23 protein-coding genes are annotated in these 22,717 nt (G+C 39.1%); 10 read left to right on the forward strand and 13 right to left on the reverse strand.

The window, feature by feature from the left end; all coding sequences use genetic code 11:
- Positions 1–32: 32 nt before the first annotated feature.
- On the reverse strand, positions 33–887 hold the full coding sequence (locus ACP6PM_RS31570; protein WP_426590824.1) for a metal ABC transporter permease: 855 nt from the start codon (positions 885–887) through the stop codon (positions 33–35).
- Positions 888–928: 41 nt separating this feature from the next.
- Complete coding sequence (locus tag ACP6PM_RS31575) at positions 929–1,648, reverse strand: metal ABC transporter ATP-binding protein (protein ID WP_426590825.1); 720 nt, start codon at positions 1,646–1,648, stop codon at positions 929–931.
- A gap of 328 nt (positions 1,649–1,976) precedes the next feature.
- On the opposite strand from ACP6PM_RS31575, the gene ACP6PM_RS31580 reads away from it, so the two are divergent.
- From ACP6PM_RS31580 to ACP6PM_RS31595, 4 genes are all read left to right on the forward strand, one after another.
- Positions 1,977–2,978 (forward strand): metal ABC transporter solute-binding protein, Zn/Mn family, encoded by a 1,002-nt coding sequence (locus tag ACP6PM_RS31580; protein WP_426590826.1) that lies wholly within the window; start codon positions 1,977–1,979, stop codon positions 2,976–2,978.
- Positions 2,979–3,130: 152 nt separating this feature from the next.
- Positions 3,131–3,322, forward strand: coding sequence for a hypothetical protein (locus ACP6PM_RS31585; protein ID WP_426590827.1), 192 nt, complete (start codon positions 3,131–3,133; stop codon positions 3,320–3,322).
- A 268-nt stretch (positions 3,323–3,590) separates the two neighbouring features.
- Positions 3,591–3,896, forward strand: a complete 306-nt coding sequence (locus ACP6PM_RS31590) for a transposase (protein WP_426590828.1) — start codon at positions 3,591–3,593, stop codon at positions 3,894–3,896.
- Between the two features lie 114 nt (positions 3,897–4,010).
- Positions 4,011–4,199: an IS1/IS1595 family N-terminal zinc-binding domain-containing protein gene (locus tag ACP6PM_RS31595; protein ID WP_426590829.1), complete on the forward strand. Its 189-nt coding sequence runs from the start codon at positions 4,011–4,013 to the stop codon at positions 4,197–4,199.
- 35 nt (positions 4,200–4,234) lie between these two features.
- On the opposite strand, the gene ACP6PM_RS31600 is transcribed toward ACP6PM_RS31595, so the two are convergent.
- Positions 4,235–4,555, reverse strand: coding sequence for a hypothetical protein (locus tag ACP6PM_RS31600; RefSeq protein WP_426590830.1), 321 nt, complete (start codon positions 4,553–4,555; stop codon positions 4,235–4,237).
- 382 nt (positions 4,556–4,937) lie between these two features.
- On the opposite strand from ACP6PM_RS31600, the gene ACP6PM_RS31605 reads away from it, so the two are divergent.
- Both ACP6PM_RS31605 and moaB read left to right on the forward strand, forming a co-directional pair.
- The gene (locus ACP6PM_RS31605) at positions 4,938–5,297 is read left to right on the forward strand and encodes a hypothetical protein (RefSeq protein ID WP_426590831.1); all 360 of its coding nucleotides are present in this window, start codon (positions 4,938–4,940) and stop codon (positions 5,295–5,297) included.
- Between the two features lie 219 nt (positions 5,298–5,516).
- Positions 5,517–6,035 carry a molybdenum cofactor biosynthesis protein B gene (gene moaB / locus ACP6PM_RS31610; protein ID WP_426590832.1) on the forward strand — a complete coding sequence of 173 codons (519 nt, stop codon included), beginning with the start codon at positions 5,517–5,519 and terminating at the stop codon, positions 6,033–6,035.
- 402 nt (positions 6,036–6,437) lie between these two features.
- On the opposite strand, the gene ACP6PM_RS31615 is transcribed toward moaB, so the two are convergent.
- Positions 6,438–7,763, reverse strand: coding sequence for a hypothetical protein (locus tag ACP6PM_RS31615; RefSeq protein WP_426590833.1), 1,326 nt, complete (start codon positions 7,761–7,763; stop codon positions 6,438–6,440).
- Between the two features lie 369 nt (positions 7,764–8,132).
- Here ACP6PM_RS31615 and ACP6PM_RS31620 point away from each other — a divergent pair, with 369 nt between their 5' ends.
- The 4 genes from ACP6PM_RS31620 (at position 8,133) to ACP6PM_RS31635 (ending at position 10,186) form a co-directional block, all read left to right on the forward strand.
- A complete protein-coding gene (locus tag ACP6PM_RS31620) occupies positions 8,133–8,702 on the forward strand; it encodes a cytochrome b (RefSeq protein ID WP_124147641.1) in 570 nt (189 codons plus the stop codon).
- 166 nt (positions 8,703–8,868) lie between these two features.
- Positions 8,869–9,270: a GlcG/HbpS family heme-binding protein gene (locus ACP6PM_RS31625; protein WP_426590834.1), complete on the forward strand. Its 402-nt coding sequence runs from the start codon at positions 8,869–8,871 to the stop codon at positions 9,268–9,270.
- Between the two features lie 173 nt (positions 9,271–9,443).
- Complete coding sequence (locus tag ACP6PM_RS31630) at positions 9,444–9,650, forward strand: hypothetical protein (RefSeq protein WP_426590835.1); 207 nt, start codon at positions 9,444–9,446, stop codon at positions 9,648–9,650.
- A gap of 41 nt (positions 9,651–9,691) precedes the next feature.
- On the forward strand, positions 9,692–10,186 hold the full coding sequence (locus ACP6PM_RS31635) for an organic hydroperoxide resistance protein (protein ID WP_426590836.1): 495 nt from the start codon (positions 9,692–9,694) through the stop codon (positions 10,184–10,186).
- 639 nt (positions 10,187–10,825) lie between these two features.
- On the opposite strand, the gene ACP6PM_RS31640 is transcribed toward ACP6PM_RS31635, so the two are convergent.
- The 9 genes from ACP6PM_RS31640 to ACP6PM_RS31680 form a co-directional block, all read right to left on the reverse strand.
- Entirely contained in the window at positions 10,826–12,094 is a 1,269-nt protein-coding gene (locus tag ACP6PM_RS31640) for a Clp protease N-terminal domain-containing protein (RefSeq protein ID WP_426590837.1), read from the reverse strand.
- Between the two features lie 226 nt (positions 12,095–12,320).
- A complete protein-coding gene (locus tag ACP6PM_RS31645) occupies positions 12,321–13,970 on the reverse strand; it encodes a nucleoside recognition domain-containing protein (RefSeq protein WP_426590838.1) in 1,650 nt (549 codons plus the stop codon).
- Between the two features lie 8 nt (positions 13,971–13,978).
- On the reverse strand, positions 13,979–15,100 hold the full coding sequence (locus ACP6PM_RS31650) for an NAD(P)/FAD-dependent oxidoreductase (RefSeq protein WP_426590839.1): 1,122 nt from the start codon (positions 15,098–15,100) through the stop codon (positions 13,979–13,981).
- A 368-nt stretch (positions 15,101–15,468) separates the two neighbouring features.
- The gene (locus tag ACP6PM_RS31655) at positions 15,469–15,591 is read right to left on the reverse strand and encodes a hypothetical protein (protein ID WP_426590840.1); all 123 of its coding nucleotides are present in this window, start codon (positions 15,589–15,591) and stop codon (positions 15,469–15,471) included.
- 58 nt (positions 15,592–15,649) lie between these two features.
- The gene (locus ACP6PM_RS31660) at positions 15,650–17,887 is read right to left on the reverse strand and encodes a dynamin family protein (protein WP_426590841.1); all 2,238 of its coding nucleotides are present in this window, start codon (positions 17,885–17,887) and stop codon (positions 15,650–15,652) included.
- Between the two features lie 735 nt (positions 17,888–18,622).
- On the reverse strand, positions 18,623–20,479 hold the full coding sequence (locus ACP6PM_RS31665; RefSeq protein ID WP_426590842.1) for a tetratricopeptide repeat protein: 1,857 nt from the start codon (positions 20,477–20,479) through the stop codon (positions 18,623–18,625).
- 400 nt (positions 20,480–20,879) lie between these two features.
- Entirely contained in the window at positions 20,880–21,929 is a 1,050-nt protein-coding gene (locus ACP6PM_RS31670; RefSeq protein ID WP_426590843.1) for a J domain-containing protein, read from the reverse strand.
- A gap of 72 nt (positions 21,930–22,001) precedes the next feature.
- Positions 22,002–22,148 (reverse strand): hypothetical protein, encoded by a 147-nt coding sequence (locus ACP6PM_RS31675; RefSeq protein WP_426590844.1) that lies wholly within the window; start codon positions 22,146–22,148, stop codon positions 22,002–22,004.
- A gap of 297 nt (positions 22,149–22,445) precedes the next feature.
- A complete protein-coding gene (locus tag ACP6PM_RS31680; protein WP_426590845.1) occupies positions 22,446–22,715 on the reverse strand; it encodes a DUF5132 domain-containing protein in 270 nt (89 codons plus the stop codon).
- Positions 22,716–22,717: the final 2 nt, after the last annotated feature.

The raw sequence follows: 22,717 nt of genomic DNA on the forward strand, positions 1-22,717 counted from the left end.
AAACTTTCACTTTATGAGGAGTTCCGAGAAATTTATTTGTTGATGTCTTTAACAAAGCCGGATTGCGTCAAAATCCCCTGGGATGGACTGAACAGGAACGCCAGCAGAAAAAGCCCAAAAGCTACTAGAACGATGGCAGACCCCGAAGGAATATCCAGGTAGTAGCTCAAATACATCCCGGCAATACTGGCAAATGCCCCCAGAAAGCCACCCAAAATCATCATCTGGTGCAGTTCTTTGACCAGCAGATAAGCCGTGCTTCCAGGTGCCACCAGCATGGCAATCACCAGTAAAACTCCTACGGTTTGCATACTGGCAACCACCGTCAGGCTAATGGCGGTGACCATCCCGAGGTAATACCAGCGCACCCTCATGCCACCGGCCTGAGCACCAATGGGGTCAAAGGTGTAAAACAACAGTTCTTTGTAAAACAGCAAGACGCCGATCACAATGATTAACGTGATGCCGAAGGTCTGCTTCAGATTGCCCTGGGTAACCCCCAGGATGTCGCCAAACAAAATGTGCATCACATCGATACGGTTTGCTCCTGGCAGCACCGTTACCAGTGTTGTGCCAGTCGCTAAAAACAATGAAAAGATCAATGCCATTACGGCATCCAGCTTGAGGCGGGATTTCGACTCAATGCCCGACAGGACGACGGCACTCACTACCCCCGCCACCAGCGCCCCCAGCGACAGGGGCAACCTCAGAAACACAGCCACCGGCAACCCTGCCATGACAGAGTGAGCAATCATGTCCCCCATCATGCTCATCTGCTGCACGATCATGTAGCTGCCCACGACAGCGCACAAAATGCCCAGCAAAATTCCCATAATCAGAGCATTGCGCATGAATTCAAAGTTTAGGGGTTCAAGTAGTACGTTCAAGAAATTCTCCTTTTGATTTATCAATTCCGATGGTGTAGAGATTAGCAGGCGGCGAATAGTACCGGCCCTTCGTAGGCGGTCAGCAGGTTATCTTCTGTCATGACTTCGTGGCGCGGGCCTTTGGCGACAACGTGCTTGTTCAGCAATAACAGCTGATCGTAATTATCCAGGGTTTTGCTGAGGTCATGAGTGATGATGAGCAAGGTTTTGGCCTCGGCCTTCAGCTCGTTAAAAATGTCGAACATAATGGATTCCGTTTTCCGATCCACTCCAGTGAAGGGTTCATCCAGAATCAGGAGTTCGGCTTCTTTTGCCAGGGCACGGGCTAAAAAGACCCGCTGCTGCTGACCGCCGGATAGGTCGCTGATGCTGCGATCGCGGTACTCATACATCCCCACCCGCTGTAGCGCTGCCTTCACCAGCTCGCGAGATTGGGGACTGGGCCGACGAAACAGCCCGGTTTGCAGGGTACGGCCCATCATGGCAACATTCCAGACAGTGACGGGATAGTCCCAATCAATTTGCGATCGTTGGGGCACGTAGGCAACCTGCGAAAGCTGCGGTGTCAGAGGTTTCCCTTTCAGCAGGGCTGTACCAGTAGCCGAATGAATCAGCCCCAGCATGGCTTTGACCATTGTGCTTTTACCCGCCCCGTTTGGGCCGATGATGCCCACTAACTCGCCAGCGTCAAAGGTACAACTCACATTGTTGAGCGCCGTGAAACTGCGATACCTCACGGACAAATCTTGAACGATCAGCATAGTCTGCCTCTAGAAAAAAGTGAATAGAAAATGAAAAAAATATGATATGAATATGATAAAATATGATAATGGTATACTATTACAAATATATATCAAAATTTAACAATTTCCCAGTTGAGGGGAAATTGAGAGTTGTCGTTTAGCGTCATGATGCTGCTAGATAAGACTTCCAGAGGGTTGCCAAGGGGAGCGACTGAATTTTTCAGTCTGCTCAGTTGCGACAACCTTCTGTTACAGATGCAGACTGGGTTTGTTTACCACAGTCATGTTCTGGACTTAATAAGATTTTTTCTTGACTATATACTATATACTTATTCAGGAGACTTCAATGCGTTTTTTATTTCAGTCAAAGCCTGGTTTTGCAGGGACTTTTGCGGCTTTAGCAGTTGTGGTTGGCTTGGCGGCTGGTGGCGGCACTGCCGAGACGATCTCCACCCAGAGGGAAGCGAGAGATGCCGATGAAATCGCCAATGCCGATGGCGGGACTCCGGAGGTCGTCGCCTCCTACAGCGTTCTCTGCAGCATGGTGGAGCAAATTGCGAAGGGGGTGTTGGAACCCAACTGTCTGATCGACTATGAACAAGACCCGCACACATATCAAGCTAGGCCGTCTGACCGACGGGCGATCGAGGTGGCGGATGCCGTCTTCTACGCGGGGATGAACTTTGAGCCGGCGATTATTGAGATGGCGGAAGCAAGCACCACCCCAGCCCCCAAAGTGGCGGTACACGAAGAAGCCGTCCAGGACATTATTGAAGTGGAGGAAGAAGGGGAAGTGGAACCCGACCCCCACATTTGGCATGACGTTGAAAACGGCATCCGCATGGTGGAGGTAATTGAGCAAACCCTTACTAAAATCGACCCCGACAATGCCGATACCTACACAAGCAATGCTGATGCCCTCACCAGTAAGTTGGAGCGCTTAGACGCCTGGATTCCCAAACAAATTGCCACCATTCCAGAGAATCAGCGCCGTCTGATCACGACCCACGATGCCATGAGCTATTACTCCAGAGCCTATGGCCTGACGGTGGAAGATACCCTGTTGGGAGTCTCAACGGACGAACAACCCACAGCAGCCAAGGTTAAATCCCTATCCGAGAGGATTAAGGCGATCGGCGTCCCCGTTTTGTTTGCGGAACTGACCGCCAACGACAAGGTGCTGGGCACCGTCGCCAATGAGGCGGGCGTGAATATTTCAGAGGATGTGCTGATTGCCGACGGCATCGGGGAAAAGGGCACTCCCGCAGGCAGCTATCAGGGCATGCTGGTTTACAACACCTGCACCATTGTCACCGGCTTGGGGGGCACCTGTTCGGAGTTTAAGTAAGCCTCATGCTTCTGGGCTAAGCAGCCCAATCAGAACTCCTTAGAGCCAGAGCTGTGTAGGGTGATTAACTGTTAAACTTAAACTGTAGAAAATAATTGTAAAATTTACAAAAGTGTTGTAGTTTTAAATAAAATCTGAAAAATAGAAAGTGAATGCGACTTGTTGACAGGCATATTATTAACCGAACACATCAGTATTGGCAAGTTTCTGATGAATTAGCCTTTAAGTCGAAAAACTTGTACAACTTGGCTAATTATTATTGTCGTCAGCATTTTTTCAAGTTCTCAAAAAGTCTGGATTTAACTAAACTGTACCACGCCACCAAAAATAGTGATGCTCTGTAAGCATTACCAACTAAAGTATCAAAACAAATAATCAAATGCTTGATTGCAACTTGGCGTGGTTATTTTCAGGCAATGAGAGAATGGTCAAAACGTCCAGAAAAGTTTTTGGGCAAGCCCAAAATACCCAAATATAAGGACAAAATCAAAGGTAGAAATGTAGTTATATATTCATGCATAATCAGTCTACAAAGCTCCTCTAAAAGATGGTATTTGTCACTTATCAATGAGTGAAATCAAAATACCTGTAGTTGTGGAAACTGTAATCTAAGTGAGGATAGTACCTGCTACTAGCTGCTATATAATTGAAGTAGTCTATGAAAAAACGAATCAGCCACAAATACACTCAAGATATGTAGCCGGGATTGATTTAGGGATTGATAGATTAGTTGCTCTATCTACAAACAAGCCTAGTGTTAAGCCTATGCTTGTTAACGGGAAGCCACTAAAAAGTGTTAATCAGCTTTACAACAAGCGTAAAGCCAAGTACCAAAGTCATCTCAAAGGGAACAAAAAAAGCAGTCGGGCGCAAGTAACAAACCTTCCTCAACCTCTTCTACGGAAGTGCGAGTGGTAAATAGGGGATTCATGTTAGCTAAATTTTGTAATGAATGATAATCATTATTACATACAAAGCAGTGTTTAATTGGCGTTGCTCAAATGTAATGATAAATGTTGTAGAATTTCAAACATGATATGTCCGAAATGTAACTCCACCCACACTAGGAAAAATGGCCGAAGACGTGACCAACAGTGTTTCCAATGTCGAATATGTGGTCGTCAATTCGTTGACGACCCTAAGAGTCAACCCTATTCACCACAGATGAAAGAACTTCGTCTTCTGCTGCACTATCTAAAATTTCAAACTCTTCCTACATAAGTATAGATCATTACTAATCAGCAACGCCGTTTAATTTACCTAGAAACTTTGGCAGTCAGGCGATTGAGCAGTTGATTTAAATAGTCGGGCAGATGGGAATATTGATAGGGTTTATTCAAGCGTTGGCAATCTGTATTAAACTCGCAGTCTGGTAAAATTTTTCCCGTGTTGCCATCGACAAAAACATTCCAATATTTACCTATTAAACCGACAATACTAATGTTAATCATCCACTCATTATTATCAAAACAGGTTGCACCTACAACCTCAAACAAGTGATGATGTTCTGGAAATACTTCCAGATGGGACAAGAGATAATCGAGGGCTGTTTGTTTGATAGTAGTTAATTCTAACATACAGGTGTAATCTTCAAGTATTTACCAGAAAATTGGGTTTAAAGCCTCGCCCATAAGCGGGCGACTGTTTAGTTTATTTTATGTCAATAAATATGTTATCCTAAATATTAGCTTAAGAGTCAAATTATGAAAGCTAGATTTAAGTATTGTATTTATCCAAGACCGGGACAAAAACACTAATTAGCAAAGCTATGTAGAAATACAACCAGAAATCTTGCCTAAAACTGATAATTCAGTAGGTATAGATTTAGGTATCAAAACCTTTGCCACATTTAGCGATGGCACAAAGATTTAAGATCGCTAATAAGGCTAATATTTAGATTTTTTAGTCTGATATTCTAGATTAGTAAAGCATCAAAATAACTATATCCCCTAAGTAAAAATGTTAACTATTGGAACACAAAAAAGCGATCGAATTAGCACAATTACTAATACAACTTGGGCTGAATATATTAGTTTAGATTTGCCCACTAAACGAGTCTCATTTCGCAATGGAGTTATTACTATCGTGTCCCCAGGACTATCCCATGAATTAATTGGTGATTATATTAGAGCAATTATTTGGGCTTACTGTCGTCAAAACAACTTTGCACTGTTTCCTTACAATCAAACTACTCTTAAGGAAGATGGAATTGAAGGGAAAGAACCTGATGTAGCTTACTGTTTTGAAATAGACAATAGACTTGCCAGATTTGGCAGTAGAAATAAATCTAACATCAGGGAGTATCGACGATTTAACTAAATATCAATACTTAAAAATTCCTGAAGTTTGGCTATGGGAAAACAATAAAGTTAGATTCTTTGTTGATCGTGATTCAGGATATTTAGAATTAACAATAAGCAATTCTCTGCCTAATTTAAACAGCGATCGTATGACAACAATTGTCAATAGTTGTTTTGGTAGAAGTGTTTTAGAAGTAGAAAATTATTTCCCTTAAAGCTTAATTAAAAAATCACAAAAATGAACCAAAACGAATCTATACTTCCCTTAAAAATCGCCGTCCTAACAGTTTCTGATACAAGAACCGAAGCTGATGATAAATCTGGCAAAATATTAGTGGATAATTTAACCACAACAGGTCATTTATTAGCAGAAAAAACTATTGTTCCCGATAACATTTACCAAATTCGTGCTGTAGTATCTAGATGGGTTGCATCATTATCTGTCCAAGTAATTTTGACGACTGGTGGTACAGGAGTTACAGGACGAGATGGTACACCAGAAGCCATTAAACCACTCTTAGACAAAGAAATTGAAGGGTTTGGTGAGATATTTCGGATGATTTCCTATCAAGAAATTAAAACCTCTACCATTCAGTCTCGAACTTTGGCAGGCGTAGCTAACGGTACTTATATCTTTTGTTTACCTGGTTCTAGTGGTGCTTGTCAAACAGGATGGAGTATTATCAAAGAGCAACTAGATTCTCGTAATCGTCCTTGTAATTTGGCTCAATTGATACCGAGATTAACTGAAACTTAAAAATGGTCGGGCGATCGCTTTGTTACTTAGGGCTTGCTGAAAAAGTCTTATGGGTGAGGGTAGGAGTCAGGAGACAGGAGGAGTAAGAAATTTAGAGGAGGCAGGAGAAAGAATTATCCCTTGATTTTTCTGCCTTATGCAACCCTTTCATCCTAAATTTTTCAGCTTTAAGGAGCAAAAAGCTTGTACTTTTTCAAGACCATTATCGGCTAAAATCTTTATCTGTAAATGCTTTTAGATTTAATCAGCAAGCCCTACATAAAAAACTGTGAGCTAGAGAAAGCCATCCCGTTTTAACCGATCGCAGTGGAGCGGGGCTTACAAGGGGGCGAATTCGATTTGCCCCACAGCCCCTTGCGAACGTGGGTTTTAACCCCGTGTATCTAAATTCTTGATAATAATTTAAAACAGATTTTGCATATTCTTGATGCCGGCTACAAATGCTGCACCGACCAATTGACAACGCTCGTAAAAATCTTGTTCACTGGTGTGGATGTTAGAAGTTTCGTTGGATGTTACAAGTCCCCTATTATATTCAATTGTCACCGTATTTATGGTTTTTGATATTAGGTTGTTATCATTAATGTCAAGATAATAATTGGCTTTTTTTATCACTTCTTCTAACCTTTTCAGCATGGTATTGGTAGCACCATAAACATCAGGACGCGATTTTTCCCAATTATCAATATTAATGGGTAGTCTGTTAGAAGCCTCCCGTATCATGCTTATAAAAGGCTCGACAAAAGCTTCCATTTGAGATCGATTAACAGTACTGTATTTATCAGGCTCGTCAGGACATGAGACATCTAGGACAGACACCAATGGTCTAACTAACTCTTGATACGATTTCAAGTCATAGGTATTGCGCAGATAATCTAGTAGTGCTTTGGTATCTGTACCACCATTGTGCGGTGCAAACTTAGTTAAGTTCATACCATCTAGTTTTGGTGAAAATAACGCATCGAGTATTTCATGGGAAAATGCTGAATAACTATGTGGTTCTAAACAGATAATAGGATAATTCGGATTTGTCATATACGCAGCAGCACGACATGCTCCAGCTACAGCAATACTCAAATCATGATTCTTTTTTAACCCTAGTTTTGTTTCGACCGTAGGCTGAGAAATATCTTTGTATAGAGGAGTCCCACGATAAGTGTGTGTATTGTAGACCTGATTAGTTCTACCTTCTTTTGCTGGGGCGCGATTGCCATTGCTGATAATTAAATTTGTCAATACTGCCGAACCACAGACAAAATTTTGATTATTTTGCCAAATACTTCCAGATACCTCCAAAACCCCAATATCTGCTTGATTCCAAATTGTGTAAGGATTGCTAGAGCATAGGGATTCATCAGCAATTACGTCATCAGATAATAGTCCATCAACACAAGAAGGTGGTAAGGTTCCGGCATGTGGTACATCAAGTATCATTTGTTTTTGAGTGCCTAAAGTACTAGGTCGGATAAAGCTGATGCTAGAGTCACTACGCCCCGTAATAAAAAGTGTATCGACCAATGATACAACGTATACGGGCGTATCTTTATACTCAAAATATGGTCGTGCCACCAATACCATGGCATTGTACATTTCTTGTGACGTATTAGGATATTGTTTTTTTAACCAACTAGAGAATATGACTTGATCTGAAAACTCTTCGAGTATATTTCGATTGCTTAAATCCTTTCCTGTAAAACGCTGTATAAAATCAATTGCTGTTGTGTGCATGACTTTGCATTTATTTTTCTAACATAAACTAAATAAACATTACCATATCTGATATTGTCAGAGTTCAAAGAAAAATTAAACCTAGCGTAAGATAGAAGTTTGGCTCAATTGATACCGAGATTAACTGAAACTTAGAAATGAGCTGGCGATCGCTCTGTTACTACTAATTGGCCAGTATCAGCGATCGCTGGAAAAATTTTAAAATGATTATTTTTGTACTATCAGAATTGATTTTCGTCTAAACTTATCGCTGCCATAAAAACTTCTCAAGTAATAATGACCACAAAGTTCTTATAGAAAATTTACAATTGATATTAAATTTTAAAATTTAATAAATAGTATCACTGTAAAATAACTTGCGGGAAAATCATGGCTCAAGCTTCAAAAACAAACAAACCGAGAAAAAATTCTGCTTACCAAAATTTAATGTCAATCCATTGGTGGATGTTTAATTGTTACATTATTATATTTTTAGTTGGTTGTTTTATGTCGCGTTTGCCTAGAGAAGCCTTTGGAAGAAACTTACTTTATGATTTCCATAAATCTCTAGGAGTATTGGCAATGGCTTTATTAACTTGGCGAATTTTAACTCTATTACAAGTGTGGTGGAAGAAATATACTAAGCGATTGCCCAAGTATAGTTTTAAATGGATGCAAAAAGTAGCCCTGCATACTTCTCTTTATATCTTTATGTGGGCTGTTCCTATTAGTGGTTTCTTTTTTTCTAACTCCTTTAAAAGCAATAATGTCCGCTTTTTTGGTTTAACCTTACCTGATTTATTTCCCCAGAATAGTGACTTAGTAGACTTAGGTCGAAACATACATTTTTGGTTAGCTTATACTTTTTTAGCATTTATTATCTTACACGCGATCGATCAATTCAAGGTAGTCAAAGGATTTTGGCGACGCATTAGTAAAAGAAAAACTAAACCTAGCTAAGACAAAAATTTGGCTCAATTGATAGCGAGATTGACTGAAACTTAGAGATAATAAAATGGTATTGTCTAATAGCCTGTAATTTGCTAGTGTACTTAAAGTCTGAATATATGTTAACTCAATCAGCTAAATTAACAGACATCTAAGATCAAGTCCAATGGAGGGATTAATGGTTACATTAGAAGATGCCAGAAGAGTAATTAGTGCCGCCGAAAAAAAAGCACTCGAAATTGGTCAACCAATGAATATAGCAGTAGTGGATGGGGGAGGAAATCTGGTAGCCCATGTACGAATGGATGGAGCCTGGATCGGAAGTATCGATATCTCCATTAAAAAAGCGTATACTTCGCGGGCGTTCAATCTGGCCACTAAAGATTTAGCCGAACAGAGTCAATCAGGAGGACAATTTTTTGGGATTCATGCCTCTAACAATGGCAAAATCATGATTTTTGCTGGGGGAATACCCCTTTACAGTGAGGGACAAGTAGTGGGGGCAATTGGAGTTAGTGGGGGGTCGGGAGAGCAAGACCATGCCGTAGCCGAAGCTGGAGCCGCCTATTTTAATTCTTGAAAACATCATTTGAGATGGATAAGGTAAGATCAGGCTTGGGAGTTGTCTATTTAGGACTTGCTGATTAAATATCGCGCGCATTGACTGATATTGGTTGTAGCCTTTTTAGGTCTTGAAAAAGTACAAGGTTTTCATTGTAGACAGCTCAAAAAGGAGCGGATTTTGGACTGATTATGGTAGAACAATCTTGGGATAATTCTTCTTTATGGGAAAATGATCCTATTGCTATTGTGGAAGGTTATGAGTCTTCACAATTAACTCCGATAGAAAGAGATTTTCTTTTTTACCGACAAGTGACTCTTGTTTGGCTGAAGCTCACTTATAACAAAGCTTTCAGGAAATGTGGCATAATTTTACACGAATTTTGCCCCGACCCGTAGTATTATGGTACTTGAAGTATTGTTGGGAAAAGCGAAGAATTATGAACCCTGATACAGAGAAACTGATGCAACAATTAGAACAGCCATACGAAGGGGCTGAAATGAAGTCTTTGTATACGGCTGTGGTAACAGTAACACCGGGGCAAGAAGAACACGCCCGGATGTCAGGTCATGCGGAAAGTGAGGATGGATTATTAGCCGTAGAACTGGCGATGCCTGAAGAGCTTGGTGGTCGGGGTCAAGGAACCAATCCAGAACAACTGTTTGCTGCTGGATACGCCGCCTGTTTTCATGGAGCACTGGCTTTGGTTGCCAGAAAGATGCGGGTCGATGCGTCTAAGGCCACGGTGACGGCACAGGTCACTCTTGGCAGAGATCCAGCAGATGGTGGATATAAGCTTGCTACTGAGTTAAAAGTGGAAATGCCAAACTCAGAGCGTGAAACATCGGAGCAGGTCGTTGCTCAAGCCCATCAACTCTGTCCGTACTCAAAAGCGATTGCTGGTAATATTGACGTGAAAGTGGCGGTAGTTTAATTGTATAGCCCTGATCGGGCTATGTTTTTTCGGTAGTGCGTCAAGGAAGTGTGGGGAGGGTGGGAAGTAGAAGGAGTAAGGCGATCGCTTGAAATTGGGACATTTCTCTAGAACAAATAACAGCTAGAAAAGATATAGGAGCATTGACTGAATCAAAGAATAACGATATTATACGATATAATATGTTAAAAAGCATACTATTTTAAGTAAGCCACCAACGATGACGCACCAAGAATGCCCTGCATGCAATCAAATCTTTGAACTTCATTACATTTCTGTGCCCCATATTGTGCCGACACTGAATCTAGATCCCGACGAGATCGACTACTACGAAGCCACCATAACCCACACCTGTCCTCACTGCCAAGCGCGTTTGAGTATTCACGCTGTGGATTATGTGGACCCTCCCCGTCGGGTTGTGACCGTCACCGCCATGTGATAGAGTAAGTCACCTTTACATATATATAGCTCGTGATGGGTTTCAGGGAGGCCATTGCTGAAAGGTTTACAAAAACTGCGTTTCACATATCCGTGATATCCTCGCTCAGAATGCTTCTGCTTCAAGGGATTCGGAGCTTTTGCCACCTCATAGGTCCCTGAAACGCCTATAGAGCCTTATGGGTTAGACCGTCTTTCTCCTCAGACACTGTTAAGCTGCTGCTTCAGCTTCTGGCAGTCTACTCCGCACTCTTGTAGGACGTGCATGGCCAAACCGCCACCTGTCTCACCACCCATCTCACTTTCTCGCAAAAGACCGAGTAACAGATGTTGGGGGGTTATCCGAGCGTGACCTTGCTGTTTTGCCTGTTCAGTCGCTAGCTCCATGACACGGTGGGCACGGGGTGTAAAGGGAATTTCTGGGGGGATTTTTGTATCAGAGGAAATTTTTGGTAATTTAACGGTATATTTAGCTGACAATTTTCGGATGAGATTTTTCATATGAGAGGAAATTTTTGTGTCAGAAACCTTGTGTTTAGCTAACAACTTTCGGATGAGATTTTGGGCAATAACGAAATCCACTCCCTGGTTGTTCAGGGCTTGTGCTGCTGAGGATGTTTCGACAGCCAGCAGCCCTAAAAGTAGCCCTTCTGTACCGAAGAAGTTGAGGTGTAGCTCCTGCATACATTCCTGACCTTGAATCAACACTTCACGGCTTTCCGGAGTCAAGGGATCCAACGAAAACTCTACCATGTCTTCCCGCACTGACAGTATCGCCATCGCCTTGAGAATATAGTCAAATGTGGGGGCATCTAAGGTACCCAAGGAAGCAACTTCAGCTCCCTCTTTCTGATAGACCTGCATAAGCGCTTCATAGAGTTGCAGATCACCACCCACTAATCCATAGAGGCCGTTACGAAACTGAAATGCCATGAGCCGCACCTCTGGATCATTGAAATCACGACCTTGGGCCATGTGCGATCGCGCCTGATCTAATAGCCACTTGGTTTGCCCCTCATTGCTCCCCTTCAATCGAGCTTCGAGCAAATCATGTTGTTCTTGGGTCAAATATTGTTGAGTCATGGTAAGGTTCTCCATTATCTGTAAGAGATCGTCAACCGCAATAGTTTGAGAGGTTTGGAGTTGTTGGGCTAGGGTACTGAGCTTGGTAAAGAGCGACTGCGATACAACTATCTGCTCTTGGAGTCGCGCCAAATGCAGATTGATTACATTTGGTAGGGAAAAGGCAGGATTCTCTAGACACTCGCGAATTTCTTTGAGGGCAAAACCCAACTGCCTCAACGACAAAATGTGCTGGAGTCGTGCAATGTCTGCTTCGCTATACAGTCGATACTCTGCTTCTGTACGGTGCGAGGGCACCAGCAAACCAATTTCGTCGTAGTACCTTAAAGTCCGAATGGATAGTCCGGTTTGTTTTGCCAACTCCCCGATTTGTAATAACTTTGGCATAGGTTGCCTCGACTCAAATTTCCCAGGAAATTACGGTTGATGACTAAATGCTAAAGGATGACGTAACGTGAGACTCAAGAGGCAGATTATAAAGATTTTCTGAATTTCAATTGCTACTATATGTAGCAATCCCATCACTCAATCTATCTACTTATTTATTTACAATTGTGTCAGGTTCAGGCCATCACCATAAACGACTTTTAGGCCAAATGTTTTTTTTTGACCTTTAATTAATTAATAATCCGCCCCAAGCAAGAAATAAAGAAAAAACGATCGCCGCGATCGCCTGTCTGCTTAACAGCAATAAGGCAAATCGAAGAGACTGTTCTCGTGCAATAGTTAACAGAGTAACTAAACAAGGTAGCAATACTCCTGCTAGATACACCCCAGTCAAAACCTGCAATGGAGTTAACATAGCCAAGGTTTCTGGTTCGGCAAATAATAGCAGTCCATCTTTGCGAATAGAAGCTAAAATAATAGGCAATGAGGCTTCAGGGGGTAAATTAAACCATCCCATTAAAGGGTTAATAATATTGGCTAAAGCTGGAATAATTCCTAACCAATTCAACACAGAAGCAATAACGGTAATAACTAAAAAGATGGGAATTGCATTGAACAAAAATTGATTAATAGTTGACTTAGCTTCCCGCCAAATTACTAACAAATGAGGAAATTCTAAAAATGCTCTTCCTTCGATTAATAGGGGATTCTGATTCGATTTAGCTGTAGGGGAAGAAATCATGTAGGTATATATCAAGGTGGTTGCGGTTAGATACAGCAGGTAAGGAATTATCAAGTAAGGTAACGAAGCCGCACTAAACACCCCTAAAGTTGCCCCCAACTGATAAGAACAAGCGGAACCAAAAGCGATCGCCGAAATACAAGTTCCCCTAGAACAACTAGAACAAGCACGGGTACTAATCACCGCAGGAACATTGCACCCCATACCCATAATTACTCGCACTAAATCCCGTCCCGACAACCCAAACGGACGGAGTAAAGGATTGAGAGTAATGGTAATTCGTTCTATTAACCCACTAGCTTTATATGCGCCCAAGAATAGGGCATAGAGAATTACTGTAGGCATCGCCCAAATAAACAGCAACGGACTCATAGTTATCAGTCCATACTGACCTATCAGTATTTCTCTTAACCAGATTGGGAGTTGGGATAAAGGTTGAATAATGGGAGATATCGCACTTTGAACTATAGGATCTGCTAAAGTCGCAAAGGAGTTAGCACCCCAGACAGCAATAATGGCAGGAATAAGTAATAGGGCGATCGCCAATAACCAACCTAGTCGAGGATGTTCTAACAGTGTCGGGTGTGGTTCAATATACCAGCCAGCCCTTGTAGGAATCCATTGCGCGGGAAAAGGATGAGGTTCTTGCAGAGAAGCCAAAATATAGTCTTTTTGTTCTATTGTGAGGTGGCGAGCATCTACAGTGACAATGCTCAGGTTAGAAGTTTCTGTCCATTCCCGAAGCACTTGTTGAGTATGAACCGTCGATAATACCTTATCCCAGAAAGTAATCGCCACAATGCCCCTTTTATCTGCTACTAAAGGCAGTAGATCTGCTAAATCTCGATCTACGTCGGTTGCCTTGACTATCAATAGTACGGTGTCATTTTCTTCTAGCTCTCTTAAAGCTTTCTTAGTAGTTACGCTGTCGGAACGATAGAGAATTCCAGGAGTATCGATAAAGGTACAGGCTTCAGATTGATAAGTATCACAAGTCACTGTAGAACCGCGAAAATTGGCACTATAGGGAGTCTGTCCTGTAAGAGCTGCAATCAGTTGGGATTTGCCCGTACTCTCTTTACCAATAACCACAATACAACCGCGCTCTAATTTTGAGGGCGTAAAAATATTCATCTTATTTTTCAACAAACACAATCGTCATTACAGCAAGAAAGGTCATCTAAGAACAAACCTTGTTGGCGATAGACTTCCAATGGAGTAGGATCGATTCCCAGACGTTGAGCGAGCGCATTTCCTACCACAGCAAATCGCTGCCTAAATTTATAAATGAAACAAAAAATGAGATTGCCGTGACGCACTGAAGGACCGACGACAAATAATCCTGGAGTTAGGGTAGACTCATCTTCTTGAGTCAGGGCTGCATAGCCATTTGACCAGTCAAATAGAGGTGCGATTTGTTCTAAACTGCTATTAAACCCCGTACAGAGAATTGGCGGTGTAGAACTAAACCACTGTTCATACTCGCTCTCCAGCACATATCCTTCTTTTTCTGCTTTGACTGCTTCAATCTGTTTGTCTCCAATTAGTTCGATCCTACCCATAGAATAAGCTACTTCTAAACGTTTTAGACTATAAGGAGACAGAGAAACACTAGGATCTGAGTCTAAGTTTAACCAGCTACTCTGGCGATCAATTAACTTTACTTTTTTCCCTAATGCTGCCAAAACTGACGCTGCATCTACACCGCTTTCATAGCCTCCGACAACTACAAATTCGTCCCCCTCAAGGTCTCTCCAAGAACGTATTTTGGAATTATGAATACACAATTCTGCCCCTGGAAAAGGATTAAGATTGGGATATTGATACTCTCCTGCTGCCCAAATAACAAACTGTGTTCGCAACTCGCCTTTAGAAGTTTCCAAGACAAAGCCTTGCCCTTGAGGTAAAGGTGCAAGAGTTTTCACATTTGTCTCTGTTTTTACAGGCAGTTGAAAATGGTCTGCCACAGTCTCTAGATACAAAGCATATTCTTTTCCCGAAAGATGTTCTTTTCTAAAACTGAGGGCAGGAGAAGTATTTAAAACTACTGCGTTGAGATCCAGCAATCCAAAACCATGACTGGGAAATGAAGGCGTAATGAATCCCATTTCTTCTGGCCAAAGGCTAAAAGAAGCCCCTATTTGATGTCGTTCTAAAATGACAAAATTTTCAATTCCTAAATCTTTTAAGACTACGCCACAGCCAATTCCAGCAGCCCCAGCCCCAACAATTATAACTTCAAAGCGATCGTTAGTTTTGTTCACCAGCAGACAATCTCGAATAGATACTTTATGATCATAATAATCATTCTATAAAAAAAAAGCTATCTTTCTAACAAAAAATATTGGAGAGGCAGTGGTAAACCATGATTGATATCCTCCCATCACTACACTCCTTACGTTGCTATAGGGCGTTGCGAGAGCAAATGGACAAAAAACAACGCGCTCTCGTATAATTAGAATAATCATATCTATTACTCCAGAACTGAACTAAGCGTATAAAATGATAAAATTATAGTTGATTCGCAGGAAAATTATAATGTTTGGAGTAATGCTGAAAAAGCAACATCTCGTTCTCGTCTGTGGCAATTTTTGTTAATTACTATTGGCAGTGCTAGTAGTATGATTTATCCTCACGTTCTCTTAGTAGGTTTTGTCGCTATTAGTGGGGTGACACTTAATAGAAAATAGGCGATAATTTCCTCAATAATAATTTGGGGTTTGGGAATTTCATTAAAATAGTTAAAAGTTTGCATTGTTTGATTACCTCTGTTTTCTGCGATTTTAAGGTTGGAATTTAATTTGATGGAAATGCTAAGACTCATTTCTTAAGAAAAGTTTTGAGTTACTTTGATCCAGAAACAAATCAAGTTCATTCTTTAATTTATCTGAAGTATGACGAAGGTTCTTTAACTTTTCTTGTGCTTCTGAGCTGAACTTTAGATTTTTAGCTATCAAAGAATTATCTGAATCAATCCTTGTTTCAAGACTGGTAATAAATGTATTTGCTGAAAAAATATCTTGTGTGCAGAGATTTAAGAGTGTTAAACAATACTCCTTAGTAGATGCTTCATGTATAAAACGAATTGTTTCCTTTGTTCTTGCAACGTGCTTATCTATTTCTTTTACCATTACTTCTCTAGCATCTTCAATTCGAGCTATACCTTTTAAGTGGCTTCTGTAACCTAAAATACCTAAACTAACAACTGCAACTGCTCCTGTTGCTGGGAGAGTAAGAGGATTTGCTAGCAAAATAGCGAAAGGGGTTGCTCCTGCTGCTACACCAGTTGTACCTCCTGCTGCTACTAGACCAGCTGTACCTCCTGTTGCTGCCGCACCACCTGCTGATGCTACTACCGTACCAGCTCCTACTGTTGAAGTTGCTGCTCCCCCAAAGAGTCCTACTTCAAATGCTAGGGATGCAGCACTAACTCCAAATGATCCCAGAGTTCCAACAAGAGAAGCTAATCTCTCGACAGATGTATATGCAGCATTTACAAAATTTGTTTCATTTTCAATTTTTTCACGTATATACTTCAATATATCATCACTACTCTTCTCATCTGAGTACACTTCGGTAGATACAAAAGAAATAGATAAATCAGGAACTTCTAATGTAGTAATTAAGCTTTCTTTGAAGATATCATTGGCTTCTTCTCTATGATAATTATAAGCACGCTGAAAATCACCATTGCTTTCTTGTAACCAGTTATTAGAAATATCCATGTTTAAATCAATCAATTTTTGAAGATCTTTCTTTTTCAAAGGATTAAGCTTCTCAACTTGTTTCTTATAGTCTGAGTCCAAACTTTCTTTGAGTAAATTTATTCTGCTGTCCAAGGTAATGAAAAAAGTCTTTAAACCTTTTTCATAATTATCTTGAAGTTTTTTCTCTAAGACTGGCAGATTCCTTTGGAGAGAGCTTAAAGATTTCTTTGCTAAATCAAGTTGTTTATTGAGGTTTTCATATTTTATATGGTTTGCTTGATAAATATTTCGCAAGTATTGTTCTACTTGCATCAATAGAGGATAAATATTCTTACTTATATATAGTGAATATTTTGTTGGAGAGAAAAAATCTGTGCGAAGTTCAGTAATATTTTCTCTCAATTGCTGAATTCCTGAAGCCGGAAGAAACTTTTTGTTCTTATTCTTATCTTTTAGATACTGTGCATATCGTCCTGCTGAGACACCGATGAACTCTGACACTATGAATGGATTATCTTGAATAGATAAATATTGTTTTAGTAATCTATTGTTCTTTTCAAGAACATCAAATGGCCTATCCTTGAAATTGGGTACTTTATCTATTTGGGTGATAACAAATAAAAGTATTTTTCCATAGCTACCTGCTATCTGGTTGAGGGTCTTAAGATTAAAAAGCTCGCTCTCTGAAAGTTCTCTATCAATCGAACATGTATAGATTATACAGTCAGAGTTTCTAACATTATCTTCGACCATTTCTCTATGAGAATCATGCTCTCCGCCAAGTCCAGGTAAATCATAAATTTCCCACGAAACTCCCATTTTTTCTTGAGGAATACCAACACTTATACGATTTGCTTTTTTATCATTACCAGAATCTGTAAAAGTGCCGTAACTTCTTAGTAATTCACTTACTTCATTAGGCTTATCAAGACTATCTTCATCAGTTTTTTCGCCATAGTCAATACAAATTTTGTACTTCTGTTCAGGATGAGGGTATAATTTCAGGACACAACTTGTAGTTTGAGTACGCCCTGTTGGTATTAAACCATCATAAACTTTAAATTTTTCATCTAAGTCATCAGTTTCAATTTTAAAGCTGATATGATCAATTAAAGCATTAACCAATGTACTTTTTCCAGTGCTAAACTCTCCATATAATGCTATTTTCAGTTTGTCTCTGGAAAGTATATCTTCTATTTTCTCTAATGAATTATTTTTAATAGAGGGTATTTCATTGAAAGATTTTTTAGCTGACTCATCTAAATTGCTTAACACATCTTTTATGAGTCCATTATATTCTTTGATAAGACTTGATAGTTTTAGTTTTGACTGATTTTGCGACATGATAATTGTTCGTATATACAACCAAGATAACTCAACCCATCAGAGTATCAAAAGTAGGAAACCTACGAATTTTTTGGAGTGTAATCTCTTATTTGAGGTTTTGGTAGAAAACGTCCTAGTAGTTCCCATTCGCGTTCGCGCCAGCGTCCCGGAGGGAATCGCTTAGATCGCTGGCATAAGATTTTCGGGACATTAATTTGAAACTCATCATTGATTTTTTATTTTCCCACCTTAAATACTTCTTCATGGCCATCTTTAGCTTTTTTTTACAAACAGTCTCTAAAAATACTCTGATATTTATCAAAAATATTTCAGGCTCTTATAGAGGAAAACAAAACCTTAAAGAAATATTCACACATCTACTCTTTGCTCAAAAAATAGGATATCTTCCTGGAAGTTGGCTAACTTCAAACAGTGACACATAGGATGTCTTTACACTCAAAACGGATTCCACCTGATAGTCAAAAAAATTGAGCAGATGACAGTATAGCGGAAATACAAGGAGAGTCTCACGGCTGTACAGCATCGCTGCGTTTTATAAAATCAAGCTTTTTTGTTGGCAACTAACTGTTGTAAATCAATACTTTCAAGCTTTAATTGCCCCTCCTTCAACAAACCTTCGATCTACGCCAACTGACACAGCTAAAGTGGAACTTGAGAAAAATGGCTTAATTCTCCCTAAATTTAGAATTAAAAACATACTCCACTCCCTTAGCTGTGTTCCTCCACAAAAAACTAAAGCGACTCTTGATATTTAACCAAAAGTTCAGGAATATAATCATAACCATCCACTCCAATAACTGGCAAAATTTCTGACCGTTTTTGATTTAAAATCTCATTAAAATCTTCTCCCAATTGACCTTTCAATACAACCATTAAACCAGCAGTTTGTCGCCATTCATTAGCACCAATTTGCTCTAAAAGATACATACCCAAACAACCTGCAAAAACAGCTTTCTCTAAATTTTGCAAACTATAGTAAGCCTGAGCAAGATAAGCCAAATTCAAACCTTGCAAATATAAATCTCCAGAATATTGAGCAGCTTGCCAACCTCCAGCTAAATATAACAGAGCATCTTCAGGTTTTTCTAATACCATAAATGCAATTCCTAGACTACTAAAACAGAGAGACTTACTCTGACCATCCCCTAAATTTTCTGACAATTTTAAACCCTGTTGTAAATAATTAATCGCACTTTCATAAACCTCTGTTTCCATAACTTCTTGTTGTCTAGCTTGAAAAACTTCACTAAAACCAAAATTAGCTAAAGCATTAGCTTCCCCTCTTTTATCTCCTACCTGTCGGGAAAACATTAACGCTCTTTGACTATAATTAATTGCCTCACTATAATCCTTCATCGCTACACAAGTCCGACTCAAATGATTCAAATTAGCAATTTCACAGGATTTATCTTCCGTTTCTTGGGCAATTTCTAAAGCCTTTTTATGAAATTCCATCGCCCTTAAATATTGCCCTAAAGTCTGCTGAGAATAACCCAATAAAGTTAAAATTCTTCCCTTAGCTTGAGTACCTTGAATTCTTTGCAAAGGTTCATCTAAATAACTCAAAGCATTTTGTAAATATTCTCCAGAAAAAGAAGCAAAAATTCCACCATAAAGAGGAAAATATTCTCGTTGAGAAAAGGCACGAAGAATTTGCAATGTCACCTGAAAACAAGAATTACTTAAACTAGGTCGAGCCTGAAAACCATCAGCTAACTGACACCAAATAGCAGCAAAAGTCAAAAAAGTAGAAATAGATAATTTTGCCCCTACCTTCGCATCATAAATTAACTTATCAAACCATTCTACTAATCCCCTTTGTAAACATTGTAAAATTATTGCCAACTCAACTAAATCACTCGCTTCAATACTAGCTTTGCTAGCAAATTCTACAATAGATTTTTCCAAAGCAATAGTATTAAATAAACCCTCTGGAAAAGACCTATTTACCTGTTTTGACCATAATACCCAGGGTCCCCTTTGTTCGGGAGTACCACCAAATCCTATTTGCCCCCGACTTTGGTCATATATCCAACTGACCAAATAAGGTTGTAGTCGTTGCCAAGCTTCCAGACCTTTAGTAATACCACTGGTAAACTGCTGCAAATCTTTTTTCAGGTCTGAGTCAGTAGTTTGGAGTTTTTGGTCATGTAGAGTTTGGCCAAGTTTTTGTATTTGGTTAAGGGTAAGGGGTTGTTTTTGGTTGGGGTCAATAGCATTAAGTAAACTGGTCAGACGTTCCCTACTTTCCGTATTAATAATTTGCTGTACAGATGTAGCGATCGCCTCTTGAGTTTGATTTTGTTTTTCCCATCTTTCCCATTCTCCTTGAATAGTTTTTAATGCTCGTAAACGACGATTAGCTTTTGCTTGTTTTAGCTCATCGGTTTCTGTATCTACTTGATTTTTAATAGTTTGGAAACGTTCATCAAAACAACGTTCAAATATTTCTCCTGTCCCAGTGCTAATTTCTTTAACAAGCATTTGATATACTTGCTCTTTGGAACGAATTTTACCTTGAAGAGTAATGTCTATAATATAGTCAATGAGATTTAGATAGCGTTCTTGCCAAGAAATAGATTCTGTCATTTTAGTTATTAGTTGTTAATTATTAACTTATAGTTGTCTTAATTATTAAATTCAAGGAATAAGTAATATTATGTCCAGTTTAATAATTATAATTAAAGTGCGTATAATTGCTCCAACCCTATCTAGAGTTCTGGCTAAAGCCCTACTACAAACAAAATTTTTTTATCACCTATTATCAGGACATGATATAATTGCGAAGCTGCCTTAATAAGATAGTTTTTTTTAAAGTTAAAACCATTTATAAGTCAGGGATTGGGCGATAGAAAAAATATGCTTTTATACACGAATTTAGTATAATAAGGTAGTTGATTTGGTAGTGTTATACCATGTATCAAAAGCAATCCTTTTATGAAAAAAATAGAGATAATTATTAATTGTTAATTATTCATTATTCATTAACTTAGAAATCTATCACTATAAACATCTTTTCAAACATTTCATTAACTATATCTTCCATATTATGTATATTTATAGCATTAGGGCCTCTAACAAATTCTTGTAAAGTAATTTTCTTATTCTTAAAATCCTTAACAAAATCACGCAAATTTTTCAAAGACATTACCTCAAACTCTGCTTGTTGTAACAAATCTTCCATCAAATCTTCTCCATTTTTCTTTGCTTTCCGATACTGTTTAACCATATTACCTTGAGGAGTATTTTTTACCTCTCGTAATTCAGCTTTAACTTGTTCATACTGTTGAGATAATAATTCAATTTCTTTGCCTAAACGTTCACATTCTTTTTCACTATCATTTTGCTGAAAATTCACTTTTTCTTGATTTTTCTCCCGTTCAATTTCTAGTAACCTAGCCAGATCGCCACTTTTATAAGCAATATTAATTTCTTTCATTATTTCAGTGTAGAGAATACGAGTTTCATTGTCCGTCGCTTTATCAGGATGAAACTTATCGGCTAATTTTAAGAAAATTTTTCTTAAATCTCTACTCGGACGTGGTTGAGAAATATCTGGTTGTTCATGGAATTGATAGCCATTTTTATCATCATCATAATCATCTCCAAAAAAGTCTTTTGAATCTTCTGAATTGTCTCTAACATCATCTTCAAAATTTGATGATTGAGAAAAATAGTCTGGTCTGAGAGAAATTCTCCCTGTTAATTGTAGAGTTCGATAGATATCTATAATTTCTTGCTTTTGACGTTTTCCTAAACGTTTCTTACTTAGAATTTTCTCAAAGATACTATGAATTTCTCGATCCAAGGTATGAATTTTTTCATCAAGAGGTCTACTTTTATGAGACATTTCTTGACTCAATGTTTGTATTTGTTGAGTAAGGTTAGATAATTCAGTTTTTTTACGCTTGATTTGGGTCAGAAGTTTTTTGTGCTTTTCGTGAAGAAAATTTATTCTAGCATGAACAGAAGAAAATGATAGATAATTTTCTTGAGATACAGAATTAGAGGTAGCTATTTTTTTAGTTTTTCTTGGCATAATAAATTGTTTTGACTATTTTTTAGCAATTGAATTTTTTATAGTTTATCGTGATTTACTACATGTGTCACCTTAGCCAGAATTAATCTCATATTCAAGGTAGTTGTATGCCATGTCTTTGTAGAATGTAAAAAGCTTAATATCCAACTTTTCTATTAAAGAATTACCAAAACACTGATAATATTTGTCGCCAGAATTTCTTAATTTAGTATTAGACATCTCAAATAATAAAAAATTAAATCAATTATCCCACAGAAATTATTAATTATTTCCCACTACTCCCGTAGGGGCGATTCGTTAATCGCCCCTACTCCCTCTTTTCTGGAGATATCTATTATTCACAGCAGTCGAAGCAAAGATTAGGACATTTATGAATCCTGAAACCCTTTAATAGCGTGCTATTCCCTATTCCCTATTCCCTATTCCCTAGCGCGTAGCGCTATATACAGTAATAACACAAAAAAAACAGGGGATGCCAATCCCCTGTAGCCAACAGATTTACCAACAATATGCTTGTTATTCTTCAGTAGTCTTTACATTAACTTTTACAGATTGTGCGGCTGTCATTTTTTCGGCTTTGACTTCAGCTACCAAGTCTTCTAGCATTTCTCCAGTTTCAGTTAAAGCAGCTTTGCTTTTTTCATAAAGTCTTATCCCACCTTTAAGAGTTGCCTTAGCAACTGGTTTAACTACAGGAACTAATATCGGTGCTATTACTACAGCGCCCAAACTAAACGCTACTGTAGATAGATTTGTGTGTTTGACTGTTTTTAGTATGCTTGACATGA

Source organism: Dapis brunnea BLCC-M229, assembly GCF_050015995.1.
In the GTDB taxonomy this organism is placed as follows: domain Bacteria; phylum Cyanobacteriota; class Cyanobacteriia; order Cyanobacteriales; family Microcoleaceae; genus Trichodesmium.

What these genes read in the sequence shown, in the direction of transcription:
- ACP6PM_RS31575 (WP_426590825.1), bottom strand. Translation starts at nt 1,648, where the DNA reads ATGCTGATCGTTCAAGATTTGTCCGTGAGGTATCGCAGTTTCACGGCG.
- ACP6PM_RS31580 (WP_426590826.1), top strand. Translation starts at nt 1,977, where the DNA reads ATGCGTTTTTTATTTCAGTCAAAGCCTGGTTTTGCAGGGACTTTTGCG.
- ACP6PM_RS31585 (WP_426590827.1), top strand. Translation starts at nt 3,131, where the DNA reads ATGCGACTTGTTGACAGGCATATTATTAACCGAACACATCAGTATTGG.
- ACP6PM_RS31595 (WP_426590829.1), top strand. Translation starts at nt 4,011, where the DNA reads ATGATATGTCCGAAATGTAACTCCACCCACACTAGGAAAAATGGCCGA.
- ACP6PM_RS31600 (WP_426590830.1), bottom strand. Translation starts at nt 4,555, where the DNA reads ATGTTAGAATTAACTACTATCAAACAAACAGCCCTCGATTATCTCTTG.
- ACP6PM_RS31605 (WP_426590831.1), top strand. Translation starts at nt 4,938, where the DNA reads ATGTTAACTATTGGAACACAAAAAAGCGATCGAATTAGCACAATTACT.
- moaB (WP_426590832.1), top strand. Translation starts at nt 5,517, where the DNA reads ATGAACCAAAACGAATCTATACTTCCCTTAAAAATCGCCGTCCTAACA.
- ACP6PM_RS31615 (WP_426590833.1), bottom strand. Translation starts at nt 7,763, where the DNA reads ATGCACACAACAGCAATTGATTTTATACAGCGTTTTACAGGAAAGGAT.
- ACP6PM_RS31620 (WP_124147641.1), top strand. Translation starts at nt 8,133, where the DNA reads ATGGCTCAAGCTTCAAAAACAAACAAACCGAGAAAAAATTCTGCTTAC.
- ACP6PM_RS31625 (WP_426590834.1), top strand. Translation starts at nt 8,869, where the DNA reads ATGGTTACATTAGAAGATGCCAGAAGAGTAATTAGTGCCGCCGAAAAA.
- ACP6PM_RS31630 (WP_426590835.1), top strand. Translation starts at nt 9,444, where the DNA reads ATGGTAGAACAATCTTGGGATAATTCTTCTTTATGGGAAAATGATCCT.
- ACP6PM_RS31635 (WP_426590836.1), top strand. Translation starts at nt 9,692, where the DNA reads ATGAACCCTGATACAGAGAAACTGATGCAACAATTAGAACAGCCATAC.
- ACP6PM_RS31640 (WP_426590837.1), bottom strand. Translation starts at nt 12,094, where the DNA reads ATGCCAAAGTTATTACAAATCGGGGAGTTGGCAAAACAAACCGGACTA.
- ACP6PM_RS31645 (WP_426590838.1), bottom strand. Translation starts at nt 13,970, where the DNA reads ATGAATATTTTTACGCCCTCAAAATTAGAGCGCGGTTGTATTGTGGTT.
- ACP6PM_RS31655 (WP_426590840.1), bottom strand. Translation starts at nt 15,591, where the DNA reads ATGCAAACTTTTAACTATTTTAATGAAATTCCCAAACCCCAAATTATT.
- ACP6PM_RS31660 (WP_426590841.1), bottom strand. Translation starts at nt 17,887, where the DNA reads ATGTCGCAAAATCAGTCAAAACTAAAACTATCAAGTCTTATCAAAGAA.
- ACP6PM_RS31665 (WP_426590842.1), bottom strand. Translation starts at nt 20,479, where the DNA reads ATGACAGAATCTATTTCTTGGCAAGAACGCTATCTAAATCTCATTGAC.
- ACP6PM_RS31670 (WP_426590843.1), bottom strand. Translation starts at nt 21,929, where the DNA reads ATGCCAAGAAAAACTAAAAAAATAGCTACCTCTAATTCTGTATCTCAA.
- ACP6PM_RS31675 (WP_426590844.1), bottom strand. Translation starts at nt 22,148, where the DNA reads ATGTCTAATACTAAATTAAGAAATTCTGGCGACAAATATTATCAGTGT.
- ACP6PM_RS31680 (WP_426590845.1), bottom strand. Translation starts at nt 22,715, where the DNA reads ATGTCAAGCATACTAAAAACAGTCAAACACACAAATCTATCTACAGTA.